The following is a 25,258-nucleotide window of genomic DNA, read 5'->3' on the forward strand; positions in this document are numbered from 1 at the left end:
AGCATCTCTGGTGAATGTGATCTCGATCTATCATTCGTTGTGATCTAAATCATTGACTAGTATCCAACTGAAAAATCGAGGTCAGTTAAGCGCTAGTGATCATAGGAGGTCGTCTTTGAAACGAGCATTGAAAAAGAGAGTAAAAGCTGTGTTGAACAATAACCCCAGCAGCGATGAAGCCCCGGTAGAACTGCTAATGTGACAAATCCAAAAGTTAACCGCCGGGTGCGGACAAAAGCCGCCATGATTGGCTTGGCAATCTCTATGGGAGCAACCAGCCTTTTGGTGACTCGACAAAGCGATCAAGCCCAAGCAGCAGTGCCTGTAGGTAGCCAAAAGGCAACTTCAACGATTCCTGCTGTTCCTGACACTGAGGTGAAATTTGCCTCCACAAAGCTGGAGTCCCAAGCAGTCTCATCAGCGAGCGTGCCGGAAAATCCTGTTATTGTGGAACCAACGGCAGTCTCACAAGTGCCCGGGCTTGAAGCTAAATGGCAAGTCGCGGCAAATGGAATGTCTTTGCAAGTTCCTCCATCAGAAAGGTTTTCCCCAGGAACAGCATTTTATAAAAATTCTACCTACCTGAAGCCCCAAGTGGCACAGGGATTAAACAATACCTTAGCTGAAACTAGTTTCCCAACAGTCAATAATCTGTCTGAGTCTAGTGCTGATAGTGTTGGTATTGGAAATGCATCACTAACTGCCCAGCCACAAACAGTGGCAACCTCAACCGCAGCTAACAGCGAAATAAATGCACAACTTAAGGCGCAACAAGAGTTCGCACTGAATCGCTTACAAGAAAAATCGAACCGTTTAAGAAATAGTCTGGCACAGTTGCAGTCTGGGGAGACTAAAAATTATCACAAGCTGATATGGGGTTGGCACAGCCAACGACTGTAGTTGAGAAAACTGTATTAGCCCAGTCGGACACTTCTGACGATGCAAGCAAAGCGAAGTTGATATCGAAGTTAAAACAGAAGACACAGACAACTGCACAGACACCAGCGAAACCAACAGTTATTGCCTCCTCGACTCGAACAGCCTACGAAGTTAAGCCTGGAGATACACTAGCAGCGATCGCCAGCAGATATAACACTTCCGTATCAGAACTAGTCAAGGCAAATAACCTCAATAATCCAAATGAACTGAAAATTAGTCAACAACTAATTATTCCTGCTGTTCATATTGAGGCAACTGTAGCAAGTAACCCCACTGTAGCAAATAACCCCACTGTAGCGAGTACTACTTTTGTAGAGTCCAGCAAAACTCCTCATGTTGCCAACTCCCCTATAAACATTGGTAGCGCCAACTCATATCTACCTAGTTCACAATCACCAACTATTGCCGACAACAGTAACATTACCGTCCCTACACCGGTAACTGTTCAGATTCAGGCAAATAGTGCAACCGACTTAGAAACAGCCCCCACTCCTGCTACTTCTTATGGCGTCGGTGGTGAAAATCAAGTGCCACAAACTTTTGCCGAAATACAAAAGTTTAAACCACCAACAAATAGGGTAGCAAGGGTAAACAATAACAATAATGACCGTTTGCGGAGCTTACAAGCGGAAATTCAGAGGTTACAGCAGAAATATCGCACTCAACAGTCTGGGAACTCAGTTGTGTCAGCAGCAGCTTCCGAAACTAATAATGCTGCGATGATCACTCCTGTTTCTACCCCCAATAATTTCACTGTACCCAATGCGGCTCAACCCAATAGTGTAGCAATCCAAATTCCAGTTCCTACACCAATTCGGAGTAACTATAGCGTTCAGCCAATTAAGCCCCAATTCCGTACTTCTGTACGCCCTAGCGAGGCAGTAAACCCAGAGTTCTTGCCTAATCTAGGTTCTCCTAGTAAGTGGACTCCCTCTGGCACTCCAGCAGCCGTAAAGGTTGCAACACCTTCTGGAAGAGTAAATGCTTCTGACTCATTAGGAATGATGCGAGGAAGGACAGTTACTCCACAGGTGATGCCACCTTTGGCAGCAGTCGATCAATATCTGCCCAGACCCATTGACGAACTAACGCCTCCTCCATCTAGTTCAACCTTAGCTTACACCTGGCCAGCAAAGGGCACTCTCACCTCTGGCTTTGGTATGCGTTGGGGAAGACCGCACAAGGGAATTGATATTGCTAACTCCACTGGCACACCAATTGTTGCTTCAGCTGAGGGGACGATAGAAAAAGCTGGCTGGAACAACGGTGGCTACGGCAACCTGGTTCAAATCCGCCATCCTGATGGCAGCACGACTCGTTATGCTCATAACAGCAAAATTCTGGTACAACCTGGTCAGCAGGTGAATCAAGGAGAAACAATTGCTTTAATGGGTAGCACTGGTCACAGTACTGGGCCACACACCCACTTTGAAATCCATCCAGGAGGTAAAGGTGCTGTTAATCCAATAGCCTTCCTACCGCAACGCGTGTAAAACAGGCTATCTGTAACGAAATCATTGCCTTGTTAGTTGAGGGAGTTTACCTCCCTCTTTTGCTTTCTATTGCCTCAACAGAGATGAAAGCTGTAAGAAATTTGCAAAAAGGCTAGTCTTGAGCAAATTTGTATGCTATACTAGTTTATGATTTGAATATATATGGCTCAGTAGCTCAGTTGGTTAGAGCGCGGGACTCATAAGCCTGAGGTCGTTGGTTCAATTCCAACCTGAGCCATTTTAAAATTAAGACTACATAAGGGTTTCAGCTTCTACACATTGGTAGTCATGGAAGCTGAATCTTTGTTTTAACTCCCTTTTGACTATCCAATGACTATCCAAAATAGTCAAAGGATTACCATGAAAGTTGGTATTGAAGTATCTAAAGGTTATATCAGATTAAGATTTCCTAGAGCTTTATTTAATGGCAATCAGAAATACTTATCTCTGAATTTGGTTGACACTCCAGAGAACAGAGTGGCTGCTGAGATAAAAGTAAGGCAGATAGAGTTAGATATCCTAGCTGGTTATTTTGACCCTACCCTTGCCAAATACAAAGCTGACCACACCGCTACCCCTAAGAAACAAAAGGTATACAGCCTACTTGAGTTATGGGAAAAGTATACTCAGTTTAAAAGTGGTCAAGTACAGGAATCAACTCTTGTCCGTGACTACTCATTAATAGAGAAGCGCATCAGAGCATTACCTACTAATGATGCTAATCAAGCAGTGATGGTAAGGAATCATTTACTGAGTACTTATTCTGCTGAAACAGCCAAGCGCACTCTTAAACAAATGAATGCTTGCTGTAATTGGGCTGTTCTATCTAAGTTAATAGAAGTTAATTCTTTTCATGATTTAGCTAAAGGTATTAAGACCAAAAGAAAAGATAACACTATACTTACTTTTACTAGAGAGGAAATAAGTATTATTGTTGACGCTTTTGATAGTAACAAGTATTGTCCGAAATATTCACCACTGCCTCATTCCTACTATGCCAATTATGTTCGCCTATTATTTCTTTCAGGCTGTAGACCTGAAGAAGCTGTGGCATTGAAGTGGAAACATATTGCTCCTACACACATTACTTTTGCAGAAGCGGTACCTTCTGATGTCAGAATTAGGAAAGATACAAAAACTCATCAAATTAGATTATTCCCTATCAATAATCAATTGAGAGAGCTTTTGAATAATATTGGGTATGGGGAAGCTGATAAATTACTATTTTGTAACCGCAATGGTAGAGAGCTAAATACTCATAATTTTCTAAATAGAGTGTGGAAACCTATATTAACTAAATTAGTGAATGATGCTCTAATCAGGTATTACCTGCCTCAATATAACTGCCGCCATACTTTTATTACCCTATCTCTGGAGGCAGGTATTAGTGTTAAACAAATAGCAGCATGGGTGGGTAATTCTCCTGAAGTAATATACAAACATTATTCAGGGATAATCAAACAGCTTGAAGTACCAGAAATCTTTTAAATATAAATCAAACAAGGAGTTGCGATGAGAGACCTTGATATGCTTAAACACTACTTGGAGCTACTAAGTGGAATGTGGGATGGATGTGAAGTTCGTTTTGCTGATGGGAAGATTCTACGAAGAATGGATAACATAATTTGGGAAAGCATCCATTTTATTACTGAGAAAGATGAAATTAATAAAGAGACTATAGAAGGTGAAGAGGAAGTTTAGGGGACTACTTTCAACAAATTAAAGGTTGCCTATATACTTGTTAACTTTACTCCAATCTAAGTTACCTTGTGAGTCGAAGAGATACGAATTATCAGTTGATGATTGAAAAGGATATGACATGTCAGTTATGAAAGTACAAGCACATAGTAGGAGCTATTTCCTTTCATGGTGTGATTTAAATCACAACTCACTTGGTATCTTAAAATTCAGTGAGCATAAATACTTGTAATATAAATTCAGTGTTTCTTCTCTGATGAGGTAGCTATTATATATAGTATCTTGAGATAGAAGTTCTGAAATATTTTCAAGTAGGCTATATGAGTAGTAATAATAATTCAGGTAGTCAAATAGCTGGGGGTATTCTTACATTATTAATAATGATGGGGGTTAAATCCTGTATTAGAGGTAATTATCAACCTAATAGGACTTATCAATATGAGTCACCTAGTAGAGTAGGACCTTGCGGCTATTCTGAGTGCCCAACCCCTAGCTTTAGATATTAATTAATTTTCCTTGGGTGCGATCGCTTAATGTAGGAGCCTGAGACAAAAGCCTCAGCTCATTTTACTAAAATCTGGGGGTTTTTTCAAATTTCTATTTAGATAGCAAAATGGCTGTAACCTTTACTAGATAATAGTTTTAGGGGTTGACTATAGTAATATATATAGGTATCTAAGAAGGCTGAGCTAGAGAAAGAGAAAGAGAAAAGGAAAAGAGGAAAAGAGGAAAAGAAAGAAGGGAAACGCCCAACCTAATGTAAATAAAACTATTTTAGTTTACTTAATTTATAGATTACTTAAGCAAATTTATACTGAAGATTACTTAAGCAATTTAATTCATTTAATTTCCCTAAATGCCGCCCATTAAAAAAGAGGGTCAGATTAAGTTATCCTTCCCTCTCAAATGTCCCGCAGGGACTGTCAAGCAAACTTCAGCTTTAAAGCAACCCACCCTCAAGCTTGGTTATAATACCTAGCTGATTAGCTCTATCAGCAACCACTTGATTGATTTTATTGACCCACCTAGCTGATTTAGATGAATCAGTAAAGTTGACGCTGAAGCCATCATGTTGCCATAAGGTAATTACAAAGTCCTTAGTTGTCTTAGCAAGGTCAAGCACAGGCAACAGTAAGTAAAGTTCCACTGCTTGAGCCTGCTGTGCCATGACGCCTCTTATACATTTCTCTCTAGCAGCACCAGTACCTTTAATATTTAATCTTTTACTAAAGATTGTCTCAACTGAATCACAATCACTTAACTCAGCCATTCTCCTTTCTCTAGCATCAAATAAAATAGCCATTAATGGATATTTAAGAAACTTTTTACCCCCATCTTTAATACCAAATCTAATTAAACCTTTATTTAGAAAAGTTATAAGATTACCTTTAGTCATCCCATACATTAATGAATAAAGAGAATCCTTCAATACTTTTTTAATAGCATCATACTCCTCTTCATTATTTTCTTTTAGGTTTAATGCATCAATACCATAGTGATTGATAAGTTCTACCCAAATTTTTCTACCACTTCTTAAAAAGTCTTGAACTTCATCAATCTCCCAAGTTTTACCAGCAATAGATAGCTGGGCTGAGGCTAGATCAAATTCATACCACCCCTTAGTAATAATCTTCCTTAAATTCTTCTGAAGCATTGCGATACTGTAATTAATGGGGAAGATACGCACAGTATTTCCTCTTTCAGAAGGGATGTAGAAAGGTTGCAACACATCTCTAATTGTGTTTAGTACTTCTGCTTGAACCCGTCTTTTCTCAGGTTCTTTAATCCTATAAGCAGCAAGCAAAGCAGCGTCAAAGTTATTATTAATTACTTTAGAAAAGTTATGAACTGGTAAGTTATTCATATATTCAAATAAATCTTCAGCTTCAGGAGCACAAAAATCAAAGTAAGTATAAGCTTCTTGTTTAATTAGCTCCCTATCAACTTTCTGAAGCTCCTTACTGAACTTACGACCTGTCTCAAAATATACTCTGTCTTCTAGCATAAGTTTATAACTCTCTGACTCAATAGCATCTATTACTTTTTGTGGAAACTTTACTGAAGCTACTCTTGCTTCATTATCTTTTAAACTCCAATCAGACCACGAGAAAGTATCTTTTGACATTACATCATTCTGAAACTTCTCTAAAAACTTTGCGGCACAATAAGCATTTGAGTTTTCTAGAATATTTAGTTTACCTTCAGCTTTAGCTACTGCTCGTTGACCAATTACAGGCTCACCTGTAACCTTATCCCTCCTACCAAATAAGATATACCTCATAAACCTCCAATAAGATTCATTCTTACCTAATCCTGGGAAAGTATCTTTAATAAGATTTCTAAATTCTAGGGATACTGTTTTTCTCATATTAATATTTAATTTTAAAAATAAAATTTAGAGGAGAGAGAAATAGTAATCCCTCTCCTTGTTATCTAAGCAGCCTTATCAGCAGCCGCAGCTTCTATAATTTCATTAACAACACTACTCTTAATAGTATGACCAGCTTCAAGTATCTTCTTAACTAAGAACTGTTGACCACCTGGAGTTACTAATACTACTGAATATACATCACCTGTATGTTTATTTACTTTTTGTACTACATTAAAGTGATGCATATACTTTTGGTAAGGTTTGTTTTGTTGGTCAAGTATACCTGCTGTCCTTAAGAACTTAAATAGATTATTTTGACCAAGCTTCTTAACATTAATAAGGTCAGCAAACTCACCAATTTTAATAGCCTTATTTGCTTCTAGCAAAATATTGTACATTTCTACTTTAGGTTTCATTTCAACTATCTTACTTTCAGCAGCAGCAGTTAGTGCCCTTTCCTTTTTAATAGCCGCAGCCGCTTCTTCTAGCATGAATACAATATCAGCAGGTTTAGCAGGCAAAGACTTGAGTTCCTTCAGCTCCCTCTCACAAGCAATAAAGTAAAGTCTTACCTCTTTACCTTTAGGAGTTCCACTTAACATAGCTAACTGCTTAAAGCAATCTGCTGTTAAATGCATTTCTTCAGTTGGTCTACCACCTGAAAGGTTTTTATCACTATTGATAACAACTAAATAATCTATAGTCTTTTCAAAGTTATCAGTTAATACACGCTTAGCATTACCCTTAGTAGAATATTCTAACCACTGCCAAGCATCATCAAAGTTAACTGAGAATTCTACTTCTGATTCAACTGCATTCTTAATCTGAGAACGTACACTTAAATTTAAATCTGACATATAATTAAAGAATAGTTATTTTATATAAGTTTTAATTTAGACCACCCTTTTAATAAGAGTGGTTTTTCTGTTTAATAGAGAAGCTTAGTTAACTAAGATAGCCTCATTTTCTGCCGCCTCTGTTAATGTAGTAGGAAGAAAGGAATGATTATTATAGTAGATAGCTAAGTAATCATTAACAGCCTTTCTAATAATATCAGCCTTATCTAATCCCTGATGGTTAGCTACAATCTCAAGCTTCTCATTGTGACCCTGGAATAATCTGATTGAAGTAAGTTTGTCTAGTTTCATAATATTTAATAGTAACTCTGTTTCTTTATATATCTATTATAGTCTATTAATTATCTAATGGCCACTGTTTAACAGCATTATTTAGGCATTACTAAGTTTATTAATTAAGCAGTCTAAAAATGAGCCGCCTCAATTAATACTAATAATATATACACCCCTTCCAAAACCATAAGGAAACATAAGAGGAGAGTAATAGAGAGAATAGATAACCTTTAGAAAGTGTAATTGTCTAATAACTGTAGGAAGTTATCCATACCAAAGTTCCCTGCCCTAAGTTTTATATATAGTTACTTGGACAAGTTCCTTTAATAGGAACCTGTAGTTTAAATTCTACTTTGAGCCAGGATGCCCAATAATCAAGATTATTTGAGTTAAGTTTACTTTTACTGTAGAAAACTGTTTAAGAATAATTTAGTAGTAATCTATTTAAGTTCCATTTAGTAAAGAAAAGTTGTAGCAACCTTCGTATAGTAAACTACAGCTATGGTGCGTATAGGTTAAAGGTTGCTATATATTTAAGTTACCTATAGGTTTAGATGCCCTCTAAGGTTGCTTCATAATTTAAGATATCTTGAATAGCCTGTGATTTGTTTTGATAATTGAGAAGGTAAGAATTAGTTAACTGTTTTAAGTCACCTGCTTTAAGTAATCTTAGTTGAGCTTTCCTGCTCTGTTTAATTGTTGTAGGGACATTAACTGCCTCTACTAATTCACTATCTGTTGTGGGTGCTGTAGCCTCCTTAGGTGCAGTAATCATTAAAGGTTCCTTAATAGTAGTAAGCTCAAGTAAAGTAAACTCCTGTTCATTATCTAATGTCAAGTTAATAAATAGTTCACTGTTTAAGTTATCTGTAGCTATCTGTTCTATAGATAAGTTATCTAACTGCTGTTCTTCTATAGCTTTTGTTAAGTAGATATATACATCCCTTATAAAGATTGCAAGGCTACCAAGTAATAGAAAGATAAGCCTAAGCAACCTCAGCACTAAGCTACCTGTTGCCTTAAGTTCACTAATGAATTCTTCTGATTTGAGTTCTGTTAAAGTTTCTTGAAAGTAAATGTTCATTGTTTAGTTTATTGTTTAAATTAATTGAGATGAAGTGATGCTGTCTACCTTAAAATAAAGTTAATTAAATGAAGCGATCGCTTACCTATAAAGGAAGCTGTCAACTCTATTTAAAAGGTATTTAAATTGCTGTCTAACCTTACTACTGAAGCGTTTAAGTAAAGTTGCTGTCTACAGTTTATAAGCTGTCTATTGAAATTTATGCTGTCTATAGTGAGTTACCACAGGTTGATTAAACCTATAGATAGCTATCTACTGGTGTGGGGTTAGAGGATATCTCACCTATTAGTGAGTGACCTTAAGAAGACACTGAAGCTCATCACTGAAGCATTGAGAGATGAGATAGATACTGGATACATTCTCCTTTAGTGAGAGGCTTAGGAGAGACATTTAGATTAATTAGAGAGACGTTTTCTTCTGGGTAAACTTAGGGAGTACCGCCATTACAAGCTAATGGTGTTTAGTGCATATGAGCTAACTTAAACTAATTGTACTCATAAGAGCCTTTCGTTTAAGTTAACTAACCTCTATTAGTCTACTAAGCTAGTTGTACTCCTGAGAGCCTTTCACTTAGTAGATTAACAGATATGGTTTGTAGTTATTAGTAGTAACTGAATCACTTCAGTCCGTTCATAACTACACACACTAAACCTTTCGCTTGTCACCCCTCTCAATTACTTAAGAGGCTCCATCATTGCTTGGTTAGGCTAAGTTAAACTACAATCATTCCCTCAGGAATAAGAGTTACTGCTTAGGCTTAACTATACTTTAATGTTCAACTCTTCCTAAGAAGAGGCCATACTAGTACAGTTCATTGAGTAGACTAGATACCGCACACATCCCAACAAGGGGCAGAATAAGTATCGACACACACTCAATGTAGCAATGATAGCTGTTAGGCGATTCACCGTCATTAAAAAGGGGAGGACTTGATGCCTCCACTGTACAGGTATAGAAAATATTTATATACACCTCCCGCCATATATAACCTGTCCCTACCCACTGTAGAGATAACCATATAATTCAACCATACAGATATACATTTTCAACTTTCTATCTTTTAATTTTACTTACTATTTATTTAACCTAGCGCACTTTTAATAGTGGTTAGAATAGTACAATAGATTTATATATAAAAATTATATTATGGCAACAAAACAAGAATTATCAGATGCCTTTAAAGGTGTTAACCCTACTAGTACTAAAGAGTTACCTATTAAATTAGTTGAGTTAATAGTTGAACAGATTAGGACATTTTTATTAGGTGATGGGTTTCAAAAGAAGATTAAATTTTTAGCAGTTGATTCTAATCAACAATCTCAGTTAGATGCTAAGTTAAGTGAATTAAAACTCTATAGTTTACTTAATGATATTTATATTGATGTGCCGCTTTATGGTGAAGCTTACGTTGACATTAGTAATGGAGAGTTAAGGCATATACCTTCATTAAACATTACTCAAGTAAAAGTAGACCCAGCCGACCCTCTGAAAGTAGTTTATCTGAAAGAGAACAGGGAATTTTATATTGCCTCTCAAAATAATTACAAGAACGTTCAGGTTGAACATTACTTAGCACTTAATAATCCTGCACAAAATGAAAGTGATTTAGACTTACTTAATTTGCCTGAGTATAAATACTTTTTGAAAGTAGGAAATAGTGAACCTGTTGAGATGGGTGATAGACTTCCAATAGTTAGGGTAGTTAATGGTTTAAATGGTAAAGAGTCTATATCAGTTATTGATAAGATTGTTCACCTTCAGCTTGAATATAATGCTGTGAGGGCAAGGATTAATACAAATGGTCGGCATCATAAGCCTCAAATTTTTACAGTTGGTACTTCTGCCCCTGCTATTATTGGACGCACCAATTCAAGTAGACCTGAAGCTATAGATACTGCAACTGGAAGTGCTGAGTTCCAGACAGCCTTTACAGATGATGCTGCTAGTATTTTACATTTACCAATCAACAATGCGGCGGCTGAGTCAGGTATTGCTCCTAAGATTGGTTATTTGCAACCAGTTGATTCACCTTATCTTGAACGTCAAAGGTTGATTATCCTTCAAGACATTTATTCTTTGACAGGAGTAATGGTACTTGAGTTACAAAATGCTCGGTCAGCCAGTAGTTCAAGTTCTCTCAGTGTTCTTTATGAACCATTAATGAGAGCTACATTGAGTCGAGCTAACTATTTGATTACTGCTATTGCTTCTATCTTTGAACAATTGGGTCTAAATATTCTTTACAGAGTAGAGTTACCTGATATGTTGCCACGCAATTTAGAAGATAAAAAATTACAAATTGAAGCGGTAAAGAATAAACTTATATCTAGGAAGCGTTACTTAATTGAAGTAGAGGGTTTAACTGAAATAGAAGCTATTAAAGAACTTGAACAATTAGATAGTGAAAAAGCTCTAAATGTGCAATACTCTGCTGCTTTATCTGATTCATTAGACACTCCTAATATTGATAATGGAGATTTATTTACTAATAAAATATTTAACACTACTGACTCAAAATCTAGTATGATAGATACAGTAGATTCAGTAAATAAAGTTAACCCAGATATTGCAGCTATTACTGATATAGGATAATTAGATTGTCAACTAAAAGTTATTCTCTCCCTTAAAAATATTAAAGTTACCAAGTAATAGACTTTAAGTATTAATTAAATTAAAGTATGGACTCAGTTCAAGATACTACACAAGAAAATATTTCCTCTGAATTAGACTTAGGTATAGAAGTAGTTGCCCCCTCTATTGATTATGAAGCAGCCATAGCTAAAACTAAACCTGACTTTCAGAGAATGGTAAAGCTTCTAGGAATCCAGCCTACTGGTAGTACTCAAGAAGAAATAGAGTCAGACATCCTTGCTAAACAAACTGCTTATGAAACAGATTTAAAAACCACATTGGTTCCTAAGATTCAAGCAGCTTTACAAGGAATAACTTCTAAGACATCAGGTAAATCTAATAGTAATATTTCCCCTAAGCCTGGTGTTGCAGTTAATTCTCAATCTGACAAGATAGAACGTAAACTTAAAGCCTGGAAAGGTTATTAATCCCTTAATTATTTATAAAGAAAATTATGTTAAATGTAGCTTACAATACAATCCTATATCGTTTCATTTCTTCTGCTAACTTAGATGGTTCTATTGTTAACTTAGTTGCAGCAGTAGATATTCCTGAAGGTGCAGTAGTTTCTATTAACTCAAGTGGTTTAGCTATTCTTGCCACTGCCTCTACTATCCCTGTTGGAGTAGCTAGACATTCCCGTAAAGCTGGTACAACTGTTGCAGTTGAAGGTAATTGCATTATTGAAAATAAAGGTACCTCCTTGGCTCTTACACCTGGCACTAACGTATTTGCTGGTGCAGCAGGTATTGTAGCTGGTACAGGAACCAATAAAGTTGGTGTTGCTCTTACTGCTAACAAAGTTAAAATTTCACTTTAATATTATTAATTAAATTATTTAAATTATTTAAAAGTATATGACTTATACCACGACCTTTTTTGGTGAATTAAACAGTAATGATGCTGAACTAGTAACAGTTGATAATGTTTCAGTTGTTAGTATTCTGCGTGAACTAGACCAAGACATGCTGTTCTACACAGATATGAACACACGTTTCTTTGGTTCATTGGTAGAAAATGTTTCTACTCCTCAAAAAGTAGTTAAATTTTATGATGGAGAAGGCCTAGAATCATTTACAGAAGCAGCACGTCCTACTTCTAGCTCAACAGTTTGGGATTACGTACAAGAAATTCCTTATTCTGAATTCTTCACAGCTTTGACCTTAACCAAGAGAGCTGTTCAATTAATGACTTCAGAAGAAGTTGCAGCTTATGTTCAATCTAAACTGACCAGCTTCCAAAAGTCTAGGTTTTCTTCTTTGCGTCAAGCTCTGTTTAGCAATACTAACCGTGTTGTTATTGACTCTATTAACAAATATCAAACAACTTCACTTCCTTTCTATAACAGTGATGTAAGTGTTGCTGCTCCTCCTGTTAATGGTTACAACTTTGTAGCTGGTGATTTACAACATTACAATGCTGTAGCTTCTGCTGGTAGCCCTACCCTTGCTGAAATCCGCACCAAGCTAATTGATAAAGTTAGGCATCATGGTTTCCGTCAAATAGAAATCTGGGTAAGTGACTATGACTATAGCTTTGAAAATCTAGCTGGATTTGTACCTGCTGAAAATCAAATTGGTCGCAACCTTGAAATTCAAAGTGGTAGTGCTAATGGTGAGCGCCAACGTCAACTATCTCCTTTTGAAGGTTTAGTTGGATACATTTCAAATACACCTATTATCAAAACTCCTGTTGCTCCTGTTGGGTATGCAGTTGCAATTGGTGCAGATGGTGGTCCTAACCGCACACCTTTGTTGAGCCGTCAACCTCAAGTAGCTTCCTTGGCTGGACTTCAAACTGATGTTAAGTCTACCTTTGCTTTGGAAAATACAATCATGAGCGAGGGCTGGGGCTATGCAGCAAATCATCGCGGTGCTGCTGCTGTACTTCAATTAAATGCTACTTCCTACACAGCTCCTACTGTATAGTAATTAAATAAAAAATAGAGGGTGCAATTCCCTCTAATATAATTATGTATGCTGACTTTGAAAGATATAAAGCATTAGATAGAGATTTACAAATAAGAGAATTAGTAAGTCAGTTTTCTGGTTTAATTTACGTTCCTGATTTAAGAGATGGTGTAGTAGCTAATAGTAACGCAATAAGGGATTCATTAGGAGTAACAGTAAATATAGATAATGCTACATGCATTTTAAATGCTTTTCCTAGTACTGTTTATAACTGTTATTTTATCCCAGGTTATTTAACCAGCACTTCTAATTTAAATGGAAATATTCTTGTAAATGATATTACTTATTTTGATTTAGAATCATTAGTAACTCAATTAGACCCTAAGTACTGGTACCCTAACACTTATCCTACTTCTGCTTGGTTTAGAGCTAGACAAGCACCTTTTCAATTAAGTTATTGTTTTCATTTAGGTAGTGCTAAAATTTACACAACTACTGCAGATTACTTTTCTTATACTGAATCAGAAACATTTATTATTAATTTAGTACAAAAATATAAGGCTACTACTCCTCTTTTAAATGTTAATGTACAATCTAGTTTAGCTAATATGACTTATGAACCTTATACTGCTTCTCCTATTAGTGGTGTTCAAGGTTTAACTAAAAATACTGTTATTAATTACGTTAAAAGATTTCCTGCAAGGTTAGTTTAAAATATGGCACTTACTATTACATGGACAGATTTATTTAATAATTATGTTAGACCCGCTTTAAATGATACTACTTCTGCTATTGTAGATGGTAATAGAGCTAACCTTTTAGCCCAGTATATAGTATCAGATTTACAAGCTAAAGGGTTAATTGATATAGTTTCTACCATTAGTTCTGGAGCTATTACTTCTGTAGATGCTGACTTTGTTGATGCTTGGAATCTTATCTCATTAGGTATTAGATACTATTATGTAAATGACCCAGTAACAAAGTATGATTCTGCTGCTGGTAGTTCTATTACTAGAAATGAAAAGTTAATTCAAAAAGCTCAGTCAGATTATTTTCTACACTTAAGAGCTTATATAGTTATTCATAAATTAGAAACTTTAAGTGCTTCTCAATTCTGGACTCAATCAGATGTACTAGATGTCATTAATGATAGCAGTGGCACTACTTGTTGTAAGGATAGTTTAGAAGATAAAATAGCTTTACTGATCCAAGAAAACATTAATAAGTTAGCTCAAATTGCTAGAGAGGAAGAGAAAGCTTTAGTACTTGGTGATCAGAAAAGAATATCTGCTATTGAACTTAGACAACTTAATAGAACTTATGAGTTAGAAGATAGAGCTGCACTTATTGAAAAGACTGCTACCAATGGTGCATGGACTTCAGGAGGTCAATTTACTGTAAGTTACTTAGTTGATTATCAAGGAGAATTAGAAGATACTGTTCCACTATTTGAATATGATTTAGAGAATGATTCTTTTGGTATTCCTACTCTAATAAATATAGGAACTTACACTGGAGGATTTGTTGATGTTAAGAAGTATAAGAGATTAGATATTGAACTTGTTGCTACAAATAATGTTAGTTTTATATTACAAGAATTAATAGGAATTGATTGGGAAGATGTTGGTACAGTAACTACTGATAATACTATTGTTAAAAGTTACTCACTAGTCAATACTAATATCATTAAAATAGTAGTAACAGGTCTTGTAAATGGAACGCAAGTATTTGTTAGAGGAACACTAAAAGGATATTAATATGGCTATTGAAATTAACCCAAGTACTCCTTCTAACGCAGTACCTCAAATTAATGGTATCTCTGTTATATGGTTAGGTAATTGGAACTCAAGCAAAGTTTATAGAAGAAATGAAGGAGTATTCCATCCTCCCACTGGTTCTAGTTATAGAGCTAATAAAAGTACAAGTGAAATACCAAGCTTAACTGCTTTAGATTGGGATGTCTTAGCTCAATCAGGGGGTGGAGGTGGTACCACTATTGATAGTTTAAATGATATAAATGATGTCACTATCACAACTCCTTTAGATAATAATTTATTAGCTTATGATACAGCTACTTCTAATTGGATTAACCAAACTCCTTCTCAAGTAAATTTATATAATAAAACTGAAGTTGATACTTTAGTTAATGCTAGACCAGATACTTTAATTGAACTAACTGATGTAGTAATCACCACTCCTTTAGATGGTCAAGCTCTTGTATATGATACTGCTACAAGTAAGTGGGTTAATGAAACTGTTAGTGGAGGGGGTGGTGGTTCAGGTGAAGTAAATACTTCTAGTAATGTTGGTATTGCTGGGGTAGGAATCTTTAAACAAAAAACTGGAGTTGACTTTGAATTTAAAAAGTTAAATGCTGGTTCAGCTAAAGTTTCTATTACAGATGATGCTGCTAACTCTGAAGTAGATATAGACATAAATGAAGCTAATCTAACTCTAGGAAACATAGGAGGAACCCTTCCTATTACTAAAGGTGGAACTGGGTCTACTTCAGCTTCTAATGCTCTCACTGCCCTTGGAGCTGCCTCTAGTAGTGCATTAACTTCTCACACTTCTAATACTTCTAACCCTCACAATACAACTGCTGCCCAAGTTGGTAATACAGTTGCACAGTGGAATGCTAATAAATTGCAGAGTTTTGATGTAGCAAGTGCTTCACCTACTAATGGTCAAGTATTAACTTACAACACTACTAATGCAAGATGGCAACCTTCTAATCCTTCTAGTGGTGGAGGTACATTAGTTCAAGCTGTTTATGGAACTACCAATACTGCTGTAACTGTAAGCTCTGGTACAACTACTTCTATTGGTTTAAGTGCTACTATCACACCTACTAGTACCTCTAATTTTCTATATATTACAGGTACTGTAGCAAACATGATTAAATCAAGTACTACACCTTTTGCTAATACCTGGGTGAATTTATTAAGTATTCAGAATGTTACTACTGGAGCTAATTATTCTTTAACAGAAGCTTTAGGTAGAGCGGCTGAAGTTAGATGGATTAACCCTGTAACTTTTAATATTAGAGTACCTATCACTAGTACTGCTGCACAAACCTTTACTGTATTTGCCAGTATTCAAGGAACTAACGTTACTTTCCAAACAGGAGGAGGTAGTGATTTTTTACTATCTAATCTTACTATTATGGAGATTGGGGCTGCTAGCTCATCTAGTACACCTGTAAAAGATATAAACTTTGCTTACACAGATGTTTCATCACGTTTGATATATACTGCAAGTGTAAATGAAATTATATTAACTGTAACTGTAGTAATATTAGTTCCTTTTAACGGAGTAGGAGCTTCTATTTCCATTGGTGATGCTGGACAAACAGACAGGTTAGGTAATGACACACAAATCTATCTTGACCAAGTAGGTGAATATTCTATTAATCCTGCCTATAAGTATACTTCATCTACTGCAATTAATTTACTTTTAAATGCAGGTGCTGGAGCAACTCAAGGTAGTGGATACATTATAATTGAAAGTAAATAATAAATAATTATTAATAAATAATATGGCACAAATTTTAGATTTAAAAGGAACTTCTTTACCCTCTATTCAAATTGAAAAAGCAGGGGTTAGGTTAAAGAATAATGCAGGTGATTTACAAGTTAAAAACTCTGCTGATTCTGCTTTTACCAAAGTAACTGCATCTATTCATGAATCAACTTCTGATACAGGTTTAGTTATTAATTCAGATGCAGCTTCTACAGGTGCAGATTGGAAAATTACATTAGCTAGACCTACTTCTGGGCAGACTGCAGATTATACATTAACCCTACCTACCAGTGCTGGTTCTCCTTCTCAAGTACTTACTACTAATGGTTCAGGTGTAACAAGCTGGACAACTGTTAGTGGTGGTACTACTAATGGTCAACTAGTAGATACAACTGCTCTAGCCTTTAATAGTGCATCTTCTGTATCAATGTTCACTTTACCCGCTAATGCTGTAGTTCATAGAGTTGAGGTGATTATTGATACTCCTTGGGCTACTGGAAGTGCTACAATGACAGTAGGAGTTTCAGGTACTACTTCTAAATATGCAGGTAGTAATTTGATTGATTTATATGGAACTGCAAAAGACATTTATGTATCTACTCCTGGTGAGATAGCTAATGCTTCTGCTGAGTCTTTAATCATTACTTATGCTGCTTCTACGGCTACTGCTGGAGCGGCAAGAGTCCTAGTTTATTATAGTAATCCTGGTTAATAATCAACTTATTATATGACATTAACATTAGGGTAATTAAAAGTTATCCTAATGACTTTTTTATAAATAAAGATAATAAAATATATGGCTTCTTATTTTGATTTAAAAGGTACAACAATTGATTCATTTAAAATAGGTAAAGGCGGACCTACTTTAAATAGAAATGGGTCAGATATTAATATAGACGCTAATAAAATTGTTACTGAAGCAAGTCAGTTAACTGATTTAAGTGGAACTTTATCAATTGCTAAAGGTGGTACAGGAGCTACTGATATTAATGGCGCTTTAGCAAATTTAGGAGCTGTTTCTCAAAATACCTTTACTTCTTTTTTAAATCTAAAAGCAAACCTAGCTTCACCAACTTTTACTGGTACTGTATCTGCTCCTACTCCTACTGCTGGAGATAACACAACTAAAGTGGCAACTACTGCTTTTGTTAACACTGCGATCGCAGGTAAAGCAGATTCATCTACTGTAGCTTCTGACTTAGCTTTAAAAGCAAACCTAGCTTCACCATCTTTTACTGGTACTGTAAGTTCTTCTGGTATTGTTGACATTACAAATACAACTGCCTCTACTTCTATTAACACAGGGGCTTTAACTGTTGATGGAGGAATAGGTATAACAGGGGCAGGTTATTTTGGTGGCAATATAGTTGTAGGTGGCGACTGCATTAATACAGGAGCTGCTGGGGGGCCAAGAGTTTTCAGGATTCAAACAGCAGGTCTTGATAGATGGAGACTTGGGGCTGGTAGTACTGCTGAGTCTGGTAGTAATGCTGGTAGCCAGTTTTTTATACAAGCTTGGAATGACGCGGGTAATTCTACTATTGATAACCCAGTAACAATCCTGAGGCAATCTGGTGGGTTAATGACTCTAACTAGACCTACTAGTATTACAAATACTACTGCTTCTACTTCTATTGACACAGGAGCTTTGACTATAGACGGCGGATTAGGTGTAGCTGGGGCAGGTTATTTTGGAGGAAATGTAACTATAGGCGGTAATAGTGTATCAAACCCTACCTGCTTTATTAATGGTGCTGCTGCAACTCAAAGGTATATAAGGTTTTTAACTGCTGGGATAAGTAGATGGAACATGGGGGTAGGTACTGTTGCTGAGTCTGGTAGTAATGCTGGTAGTCAATTTTATATCCAAGCCTTTAATGATGCTGGTAGCGCTATTGACACTCCTTTAACTATAACTAGAGCGGCTGGAGGGTCAGTTAGTATTACTAGACCTGTTGATATTACAAATACAACTGCCTCTAATTCTATTAGCACAGGTGCTTTAACCCTAGATGGTGGAATAGGTGTAGCTGGTGCAGGATTCTTTGGTGGTGCTCTGACAACCACTCAATTCAGACTATCTGCTCTCAATACTGCACCAGCTAGTGCCACTGCTACAGGCACTTTAGGGGAAATTAGATATGATGCTAATTATATGTATGTGTGTACTGCCACAAATACTTGGAAACGTTCAGCTTTAACAACTTGGTAATCTTAAAGGTAAAAAAATGGATACTAATATAATTGAATTTACTAAACATAATTGGATTTGGAGAATACAAACTTCTTCCGATATTGTAAGAGGTGATTTATCTAATTTAGAAATATCTGCTTATTATAAAACAGTATGGGTAGATAGTGAAAATAATATTATTAATGAAATTAAAGCCATTGAACCTATAAAAATTAATGCTAATTCTTCATTAGAAGTAGGGTCAGTAATTCTTACTATACAAACTTATTTACAAAGTCAAATGACTACTCAAGAACCAAATTATTAATGAAAAACACAACGTTATCTATTCAACAAAGACTACAAGATGATGCTTATCAAATAGCCACAGACTCCATTACTAGTAATTCACTAAGTGTTCTTATAACTCTAATGGCAGTAGGAGCAGGAGTAGCTATTACTGTTAGTAAATTTTCACAATTCTTTACTGCTAAAATACTTCCTAAAATAGAATCTTATTTATCTACTCAAGAAACTTTTATTAAAGCAATTAATTCTAACTCTGAAGAGATTAAAAAAAACCTTATAGTTTTAGAAACTGATACAAATAATGAGCATAATAGGATAATTAGTAAATTAGACACAATTGAATTAGATGTCAAAGAAATTAAAATTATTATAGGTAATAAGTAAGGGTGTAATTATCCTATTTATGTATAATTTTAATATGATATCCTTTAATTATAAATAGTTGGAGGATATCTTTTGTCTTCATATAAAGAAAGTGCAGTTTATAAGCATAGATATCTATCTGGTAAAAGAGAGGAGCCAGTTAGATGTTCTACTATTAAAAAAGATGGTACACAGTGTAAGAATAAAGTAATGCTTGGTTATAAATGTTGTCAAGCTCATGGGGGTAAAGCAGCTAAAGCTAAGATTACACATGGTTTAAATTCTAAATTAATTAAATATCAAGATATGAGAGCTATTAAATCACTATCAAGTAAAGAGAAAAAAGAACTATTAGCTACTGATTATAATAAAGAAACTTTATTAGATAATAGCTTAATGCTTAGTGATGCTATGCTTAGCAGACTAATTGAGCATCAATCAAATATAATAGAAAGATATGACAATGCTGTTACTCTACTATCTGGTTCTGAGAATAGAGAACCAAGGGAACTAGAAGTTTTAACTAATAATATTAATGGTTTAAGTAAAGCTATTACTGATATATCTAAAGTTATTCAAACTCATCAAGCTCAGATTAATTCCACCTTAAAAACTAGAAAAGAATTACGTGATAAGAATGAGAATGAAGCTATTCTTCAATCTTTATATGAACAAATAAGTGTTGACCCTAAAATGTTAATTCAAGATATGGTTAGAGGTTACTTATCTGCTAATCCTGAAGCTAGGTTAGATGACCTATTAGCCCTTAAACCTGCTGATATAGAAGTTGAATATGAATTAGGGGATGATGACTAATGAGCGCTATCCCATCAGATTTAGAAGGCATATTAAAGTCAGAAACCTTAAAGCAACAGTTCTTAGCTGGAGCAAATGACCCTGTGTTATTTGTTAAATACTTTTTAGGGGAAAAGGTAAACTTATACTTAAATGAAGTTGAAAGAATTCATCCTGAAACAGGTGAACTAGTTAAAGGACATCCTAAACAAAGGCAATGGTTAAGGCAATCTGTTAATGCTCAAGAGGGAATATTAAAAGCAGGTAGTAGAAGTGGTAAAACTTTTGTTACTGCCCTTATGCACTTGTGGTTTTTATTCTATAGAAAGCGTCCTACTACTTCTGTCTTCTATGGTGACTATAGTAAAAGGTTTCAGTCTATTAACTGTGCGCCCTCTTTAAAGCAAGCAAAGTTAGTAAAGGATGAAATAATCAACCTAGTTAATGATAGCCCCTTCCTGACCAGCATAGGCTTCATTAAGCACATTTCTGATGGGCAGCAACCTTTTATAGAAACTTGTCTAAATAGTATTATTTGGTTTCAAGCTACTGTTCAGAGAGGAAGATTCATTTTAGGTTTCTATTTAGATATAGCCACACTAGATGAATCTGCTTCTGAGTATGCCTTAGAACATTTAAGGATGAAGATACTTAATGTCAGAGGAACTGAAGTTAGTGGGCGCAAGTACTTTATCTCAACACCACAAGGGGAAGGAGAAACTGCTGGGCAGGGAGCTATTTACTTTAGAAAGTTATGGGCTGAGTTTAAAGAAAGGAGACTTAAAAAAGATAATTCAGTTGTCATAGCTGAGTTTAGTCAGTTTGATAACCCTGTCAATCCACCTGAAACTATTCAAGCCAACATGGTTAATATGACCCAGGCTCAGATAAGGGAAGAAGTGTATGGTAAGTTTGCTAACTATGGGTCTACCTTCTTTGCTGGTAATTATTTAGATATTGCTGTTGAAAAAGGAGAGAGGCATACTTGTTTCTTCCCTTATGATGACCCAGTTACAGGCTTCTGCTTACCTGAACATGGTACTCACCCTGATTACCCTTACCTTCCTAAAGGTGGACCTAATTCTTTATTCTTTACTGGAGTAGATGTAGCTGGTGATACTAATGGTGACTCAACTGTATTAACTACACTTCAATATGTTGATAGAGAATTGAGAATAGTAGCTTTTGAAAGGATTAGTAAAACTCCACTATTTGACCAGAATGGAACTATTGAAAGGGTTAAGAGAAGGTTGGCTCAATTTCCAGGTGAACTATACTATGATGCCACTGCATTATCTGGTCAGTACCTGCGTGAGGCATTAGAGAAGGAATTAGACCCAAAGGATGTATTGCTGTGTACACCAATTAACAGTACTAAGAAGCCTCTTAAAACTAATAAACACAATCATAAAACTCTTATGCTGTCTAACTTAGCAGGAGTTGTAGAGAAAGCTAAACTTGTTATTCCTTATGATGAGCACGACAGATTAAAGCAGCTTAAGACTGAGCTTAGATTTTATAAGTTATATGACAAGGGTCTAGCCACAGATACTGTAATGGCTTTAGCTTTGGCTGCTTATGCATGGAAGAGAAGGGAGAGTAACAATACTTACTACGATGAAGAGGAGGGTGTAGATTATTTAATGGGTAGAGTTGCTTAAGCTAAGTAGACAAAAAGGAAGGAAATAACATTCCTTCCTTTTTGTCTAAAGATGTTCTATTTAGTTTTCTTGTTTTTTTAAATGAAAAGCCAACCCAGGTGGATCTGGAATATTATTCAATTTTTCATAACTAAGAATATTCCAAATTTCTCCTTCGTCATCAATAAAACTTACATAATTTTCAGGGCCAACTTTATTGTGATCTAGTCTTACACTATTTATTTCACTATAATAAATCGAAACACTAGCATCATACGAAACAGAAGGGTTTTCAAATAGAGCATTAAATGGAGGAGAGAAAATACGAAACCAAGGGCACTTGATTTCTGGGTACGTATTTCCTGATTTTAGTACTACCTGAAGGGTTATGTCTTTGTAGTCACTGTAACCATCGCCTGATTTGTATATATTCATAAAGTTTTTAATCCTGGTTTTTAAGTTGTATCAATACTAATCAGTGAATTTGTTAGTGTCAAGAGAAACCAGTATAATAAGATTATAAAAAAGGTGTTGACTATTACCTGACTATGCAATAAGATATTCGGAGCTGAAGCTCCTTATATAGTTGGCTTTCCATAGGGACTCATAAGCCTGAGGTCGTTGGTTCAATTCCAACCTGAGCCATTTTAAAAGTTATAAGTAGTGAGCGATAAGTGAAATTAAGATAGAGTAACTTTGACCTCTAATACTTAGGATTCAGCACTAACTGTTTGATGAGTTTGTAGCCAGTTGAGCAAATCAGCGATCGCACTAAAATCTAACAAAGCCTCACCCAGTGCTTCCAGTTGTTCTAGAGAAAGACCCTGAATTTGTTCTCGAACCTCTTGTGGTAACTCTCCTACCCGTTTTTGTAGCTGTCGTAGTACAAGTGTCTGTGCTTGTTCCTGTTGTCCTTCCTCCTTACCTCGCTCGTAGCCAATGCGTTCGCCTGTGGTAATGTAACTCATGGTACGCTCCTGCTCGAATTGTTTAAACTCCTGCCAAAATTCTGCTTCTAATCCTTTTGGTAAAATCATAACCCAATCGATAAAACGATAGAGGTTACGAATATCCCTTTCTTGTAGCCCTTGTTCATACAATCGCCGAATTAAACTAAATTTCCACGTTTTCCTTTCTCCCAACTGTTTAGTAGTTTGTTGGGTTTTCAAATGTGCCATTACCACCGTCGCAAAGGGATTATCGCTGTTTTCTAACTCTGTCCATCGATTTTGATAATCGAGCAGTTTGACGGTTCCAAATCTAAAATGCAGACCACAATCGGGATAATTATAAGTATATTGATTTGGTCTCCAAGTCGAGTCAGCATCGCACAAAATTGCTAGGCTAATGGCTGGTTTAGCAAATTTGTCAAAAATTCGCAGGTTGTAGGAAAACATCCTTTGAGCAAAATTATCTTCCGATTTTGCCTGAATTTCGACATGAATCAACAGCCAAATTTCCTCTCCTTGAATTTGCCAGACTTTGACCAATTTATCTGCATATCTTCTACCAAGTTCTGCTTCCCGATCTATTTGTTGAAATTCCTTATCAAGAAACTCGTGGGGACGTTCCCAATTAATTAGTGCTGCTGTTTGCGGAAAGAAAAATTGCATTGCTTGTGGGAAGTAAGCTTCTAGGATTTCTTTCCACGGGGAATCATTATCGGCTCTTTCTCGTTCCTCGCTCATGAGTTGATTGGTAGATTAATGTTCTTGATAATAAAATGGGAGCAACCGATATTTTTCAGCAGGTTAAAAGTTCCTCGGTCAAGAAGTACAAGTGTTTGTGCTTGTTCCTGTTGTCCTTCCTCCTTCCCTCGCTCGTAGCTAATGCGATCGCCTGTGGTAATGTCACTCATGGTACGCTCCTGCTCGGAATGATCAGCGTTTGGGTCGAGTATTGGACAAAAGAGTAAGACTCTGAATTGAAACGTAATCGTTCAGGGAGGGTAACGATAGAATGAGGGTTACAAACACAATTTAATTGAATTATTTAGCCTTATTTCCTCAAATTTATGGGCTTAATAGTGCCTCAAACCTTGTTAATTTCGTATACTTCCTGAACGGTTCCAGCAGACAGCATCAAGATTACCTGAAGCTATGAGAGACATCTCCGAAAACGTTCAAAGCCTTTATATGGCTAGGCTATAGTCCGTAAATGCAATCATCCTAAATTAGCTAGTTTGTACGATAGAATAAGGCTTTGAGATATTTCCTGTTGATAATCAGGCAAAAACATCTAGTTATGTGCGTTAATTTTAACCTAATGACATAGCGGATATTTCTAATGGTAATATTAGCGCTCTAATTCGTAATCTGACTAATCCACAAATTGTCAAAATAACTTGTTCATACTTTTTTGGATTTAACCTAAATCTGTCTTGAACAACTCGAAATATTTTTACCGAACGGATTCGATGTTCGACAAATATTCGTTTAGAGGAGAATGCCTTGTTTGATTTTTTCTGGTCAGATGTTAACTCTTTATTTCTTGGTTTCTTAATGGGAGTATCAATTAAATCTTCTCCTAAATCACCTAAATCTCCCTTAAAACTTTGTTTTGGGTCAAAATTATCACGATTTTCTCTAAACATTGTTATATCGCTTTTAGTACCTGGTTCTCCTGCCACAACATCAACGATGTCTCTACCATCTGGCATGATGATTATTTGGCTTTTAAATGTGTGATTACTCTTTTTTCCTGAAAAATATTTTTCTTGTTCCTCATTATCTCCGGGTCTTTCCCTAACTTGTTCATAGCTGTCTACAATTAATTCATAATCTGTAAGTATTTCTTGAACTACCATCAAGTCAGATTCGTTTTTTTTTACTTGTTCAATTAAACTACATGGCAGCAATTCTCTCAGTATTGGCAACCAATAATTAAATGTGTCATTCGCTGTCGATTCACTCACTCCAAACTGGATACCAAGAAATTGAAATGTCGTCATTTGTCTGAGATACACCAAGGTTAAAATTATTTGTTCTTTAACAGATAGTTTTGGTTTTCGACCTCCACCGCCAGCAATAATTCTAATTTTTTTTGATTCTCGGAAAGCTTGTTTTTCATAATTTAATCGTTCGGCATTTCCGATTAATTGTTGTAACTGTTCATACTCCAGGCCAATTAACCTCCGTGTTTCTTTAGGATTTTCTTCAATGTGCTTCAGTATATCACTCATGTTTATGTGTCAAAAAACT

25 protein-coding genes and 1 tRNA gene are annotated in these 25,258 nt (G+C 35.8%); 18 read left to right on the forward strand and 8 right to left on the reverse strand.

Annotation, left to right across the window (positions count from 1 at the left end; genetic code table 11):
* Positions 1-198 precede the first annotated feature (198 nt).
* The 5 genes from D1367_RS33090 (at position 199) to D1367_RS14260 (ending at position 4,133) form a co-directional block, all read left to right on the forward strand.
* Positions 199-900 carry a hypothetical protein gene (locus D1367_RS33090; protein ID WP_338042145.1) on the forward strand — a complete coding sequence of 234 codons (702 nt, stop codon included), beginning with the start codon at positions 199-201 and terminating at the stop codon, positions 898-900.
* Positions 873-2,432 (forward strand): peptidoglycan DD-metalloendopeptidase family protein, encoded by a 1,560-nt coding sequence (locus D1367_RS14245; protein ID WP_338042146.1) that lies wholly within the window; start codon positions 873-875, stop codon positions 2,430-2,432. Before D1367_RS33090 ends, D1367_RS14245 begins: the two co-directional genes overlap by 28 nt.
* Positions 2,433-2,596: 164 nt before the next feature.
* Positions 2,597-2,670, forward strand: a tRNA-Met gene (locus tag D1367_RS14250).
* Between the two features lie 92 nt (positions 2,671-2,762).
* On the forward strand, positions 2,763-3,920 hold the full coding sequence (locus D1367_RS14255) for a tyrosine-type recombinase/integrase (protein WP_118167026.1): 1,158 nt from the start codon (positions 2,763-2,765) through the stop codon (positions 3,918-3,920).
* A 24-nt stretch (positions 3,921-3,944) separates the two neighbouring features.
* Positions 3,945-4,133 carry a hypothetical protein gene (locus tag D1367_RS14260; protein WP_118167027.1) on the forward strand — a complete coding sequence of 63 codons (189 nt, stop codon included), beginning with the start codon at positions 3,945-3,947 and terminating at the stop codon, positions 4,131-4,133.
* 937 nt (positions 4,134-5,070) lie between these two features.
* Here the strand turns inward: D1367_RS14260 and D1367_RS14265 are convergent.
* From D1367_RS14265 to D1367_RS14280, 4 genes are all read right to left on the reverse strand, one after another.
* Entirely contained in the window at positions 5,071-6,498 is a 1,428-nt protein-coding gene (locus D1367_RS14265) for a hypothetical protein (RefSeq protein ID WP_118167028.1), read from the reverse strand.
* Positions 6,499-6,563: 65 nt separating this feature from the next.
* Positions 6,564-7,358 (reverse strand): phage antirepressor KilAC domain-containing protein, encoded by a 795-nt coding sequence (locus tag D1367_RS14270; RefSeq protein ID WP_118167029.1) that lies wholly within the window; start codon positions 7,356-7,358, stop codon positions 6,564-6,566.
* Between the two features lie 84 nt (positions 7,359-7,442).
* The gene (locus D1367_RS14275; RefSeq protein WP_118167030.1) at positions 7,443-7,649 is read right to left on the reverse strand and encodes a hypothetical protein; all 207 of its coding nucleotides are present in this window, start codon (positions 7,647-7,649) and stop codon (positions 7,443-7,445) included.
* A 532-nt stretch (positions 7,650-8,181) separates the two neighbouring features.
* Positions 8,182-8,715, reverse strand: coding sequence for a hypothetical protein (locus D1367_RS14280; RefSeq protein ID WP_118167031.1), 534 nt, complete (start codon positions 8,713-8,715; stop codon positions 8,182-8,184).
* Positions 8,716-9,861: 1,146 nt separating this feature from the next.
* Here D1367_RS14280 and D1367_RS14285 point away from each other — a divergent pair.
* The 13 genes from D1367_RS14285 to D1367_RS14345 all read left to right on the forward strand — a co-directional run bounded on the left by D1367_RS14285 (position 9,862) and on the right by D1367_RS14345 (position 22,079).
* Positions 9,862-11,307: a hypothetical protein gene (locus tag D1367_RS14285; protein ID WP_118167032.1), complete on the forward strand. Its 1,446-nt coding sequence runs from the start codon at positions 9,862-9,864 to the stop codon at positions 11,305-11,307.
* An 86-nt stretch (positions 11,308-11,393) separates the two neighbouring features.
* Positions 11,394-11,774: a hypothetical protein gene (locus tag D1367_RS14290; protein WP_118167033.1), complete on the forward strand. Its 381-nt coding sequence runs from the start codon at positions 11,394-11,396 to the stop codon at positions 11,772-11,774.
* A 26-nt stretch (positions 11,775-11,800) separates the two neighbouring features.
* Positions 11,801-12,166 carry a hypothetical protein gene (locus tag D1367_RS14295; protein ID WP_118167034.1) on the forward strand — a complete coding sequence of 122 codons (366 nt, stop codon included), beginning with the start codon at positions 11,801-11,803 and terminating at the stop codon, positions 12,164-12,166.
* A 37-nt stretch (positions 12,167-12,203) separates the two neighbouring features.
* Positions 12,204-13,274: a hypothetical protein gene (locus D1367_RS14300; RefSeq protein ID WP_118167035.1), complete on the forward strand. Its 1,071-nt coding sequence runs from the start codon at positions 12,204-12,206 to the stop codon at positions 13,272-13,274.
* A gap of 44 nt (positions 13,275-13,318) precedes the next feature.
* Positions 13,319-13,969, forward strand: coding sequence for a hypothetical protein (locus tag D1367_RS14305; RefSeq protein ID WP_118167036.1), 651 nt, complete (start codon positions 13,319-13,321; stop codon positions 13,967-13,969).
* 3 nt (positions 13,970-13,972) lie between these two features.
* Positions 13,973-15,013 (forward strand): hypothetical protein, encoded by a 1,041-nt coding sequence (locus tag D1367_RS14310; RefSeq protein WP_118167037.1) that lies wholly within the window; start codon positions 13,973-13,975, stop codon positions 15,011-15,013.
* A gap of 1 nt (position 15,014) precedes the next feature.
* Positions 15,015-16,772 carry an autotransporter outer membrane beta-barrel domain-containing protein gene (locus tag D1367_RS14315; protein WP_118167038.1) on the forward strand — a complete coding sequence of 586 codons (1,758 nt, stop codon included), beginning with the start codon at positions 15,015-15,017 and terminating at the stop codon, positions 16,770-16,772.
* Between the two features lie 22 nt (positions 16,773-16,794).
* The gene (locus D1367_RS14320; protein WP_118167039.1) at positions 16,795-17,490 is read left to right on the forward strand and encodes a hypothetical protein; all 696 of its coding nucleotides are present in this window, start codon (positions 16,795-16,797) and stop codon (positions 17,488-17,490) included.
* Between the two features lie 84 nt (positions 17,491-17,574).
* Positions 17,575-18,990, forward strand: coding sequence for an AsmA family protein (locus D1367_RS14325; protein ID WP_118167040.1), 1,416 nt, complete (start codon positions 17,575-17,577; stop codon positions 18,988-18,990).
* Positions 18,991-19,006: 16 nt separating this feature from the next.
* Positions 19,007-19,279, forward strand: coding sequence for a hypothetical protein (locus D1367_RS14330; protein ID WP_118167041.1), 273 nt, complete (start codon positions 19,007-19,009; stop codon positions 19,277-19,279).
* Positions 19,279-19,644: a hypothetical protein gene (locus tag D1367_RS14335; protein ID WP_118167042.1), complete on the forward strand. Its 366-nt coding sequence runs from the start codon at positions 19,279-19,281 to the stop codon at positions 19,642-19,644. The genes D1367_RS14330 and D1367_RS14335 overlap by 1 nt, the downstream gene beginning before the upstream one ends.
* Before the next feature lie 72 nt (positions 19,645-19,716).
* A complete protein-coding gene (locus tag D1367_RS14340; RefSeq protein ID WP_147337369.1) occupies positions 19,717-20,439 on the forward strand; it encodes a hypothetical protein in 723 nt (240 codons plus the stop codon).
* Positions 20,439-22,079 carry a hypothetical protein gene (locus D1367_RS14345; RefSeq protein WP_118167044.1) on the forward strand — a complete coding sequence of 547 codons (1,641 nt, stop codon included), beginning with the start codon at positions 20,439-20,441 and terminating at the stop codon, positions 22,077-22,079. Before D1367_RS14340 ends, D1367_RS14345 begins: the two co-directional genes overlap by 1 nt.
* Positions 22,080-22,139: 60 nt before the next feature.
* Here the strand turns inward: D1367_RS14345 and D1367_RS14350 are convergent, their stop codons facing one another.
* From D1367_RS14350 to D1367_RS14360, 4 genes are all read right to left on the reverse strand, one after another.
* The gene (locus D1367_RS14350) at positions 22,140-22,493 is read right to left on the reverse strand and encodes a hypothetical protein (RefSeq protein ID WP_118167045.1); all 354 of its coding nucleotides are present in this window, start codon (positions 22,491-22,493) and stop codon (positions 22,140-22,142) included.
* A 275-nt stretch (positions 22,494-22,768) separates the two neighbouring features.
* Positions 22,769-23,746 carry a DUF4351 domain-containing protein gene (locus D1367_RS14355; protein ID WP_118167046.1) on the reverse strand — a complete coding sequence of 326 codons (978 nt, stop codon included), beginning with the start codon at positions 23,744-23,746 and terminating at the stop codon, positions 22,769-22,771.
* Positions 23,743-23,916, reverse strand: a complete 174-nt coding sequence (locus D1367_RS30845; protein ID WP_181985181.1) for a hypothetical protein — start codon at positions 23,914-23,916, stop codon at positions 23,743-23,745. Before D1367_RS30845 ends, D1367_RS14355 begins: the two co-directional genes overlap by 4 nt.
* A gap of 399 nt (positions 23,917-24,315) precedes the next feature.
* On the reverse strand, positions 24,316-25,239 hold the full coding sequence (locus D1367_RS14360; protein WP_118167047.1) for a transposase family protein: 924 nt from the start codon (positions 25,237-25,239) through the stop codon (positions 24,316-24,318).
* Between the last annotated feature and the right edge of the window lie 19 nt (positions 25,240-25,258).

Origin of the sequence: Nostoc sphaeroides (assembly GCF_003443655.1) — a bacterium.
In the GTDB taxonomy this organism is placed as follows: Bacteria; Cyanobacteriota; Cyanobacteriia; order Cyanobacteriales; family Nostocaceae; genus Nostoc; species Nostoc sphaeroides.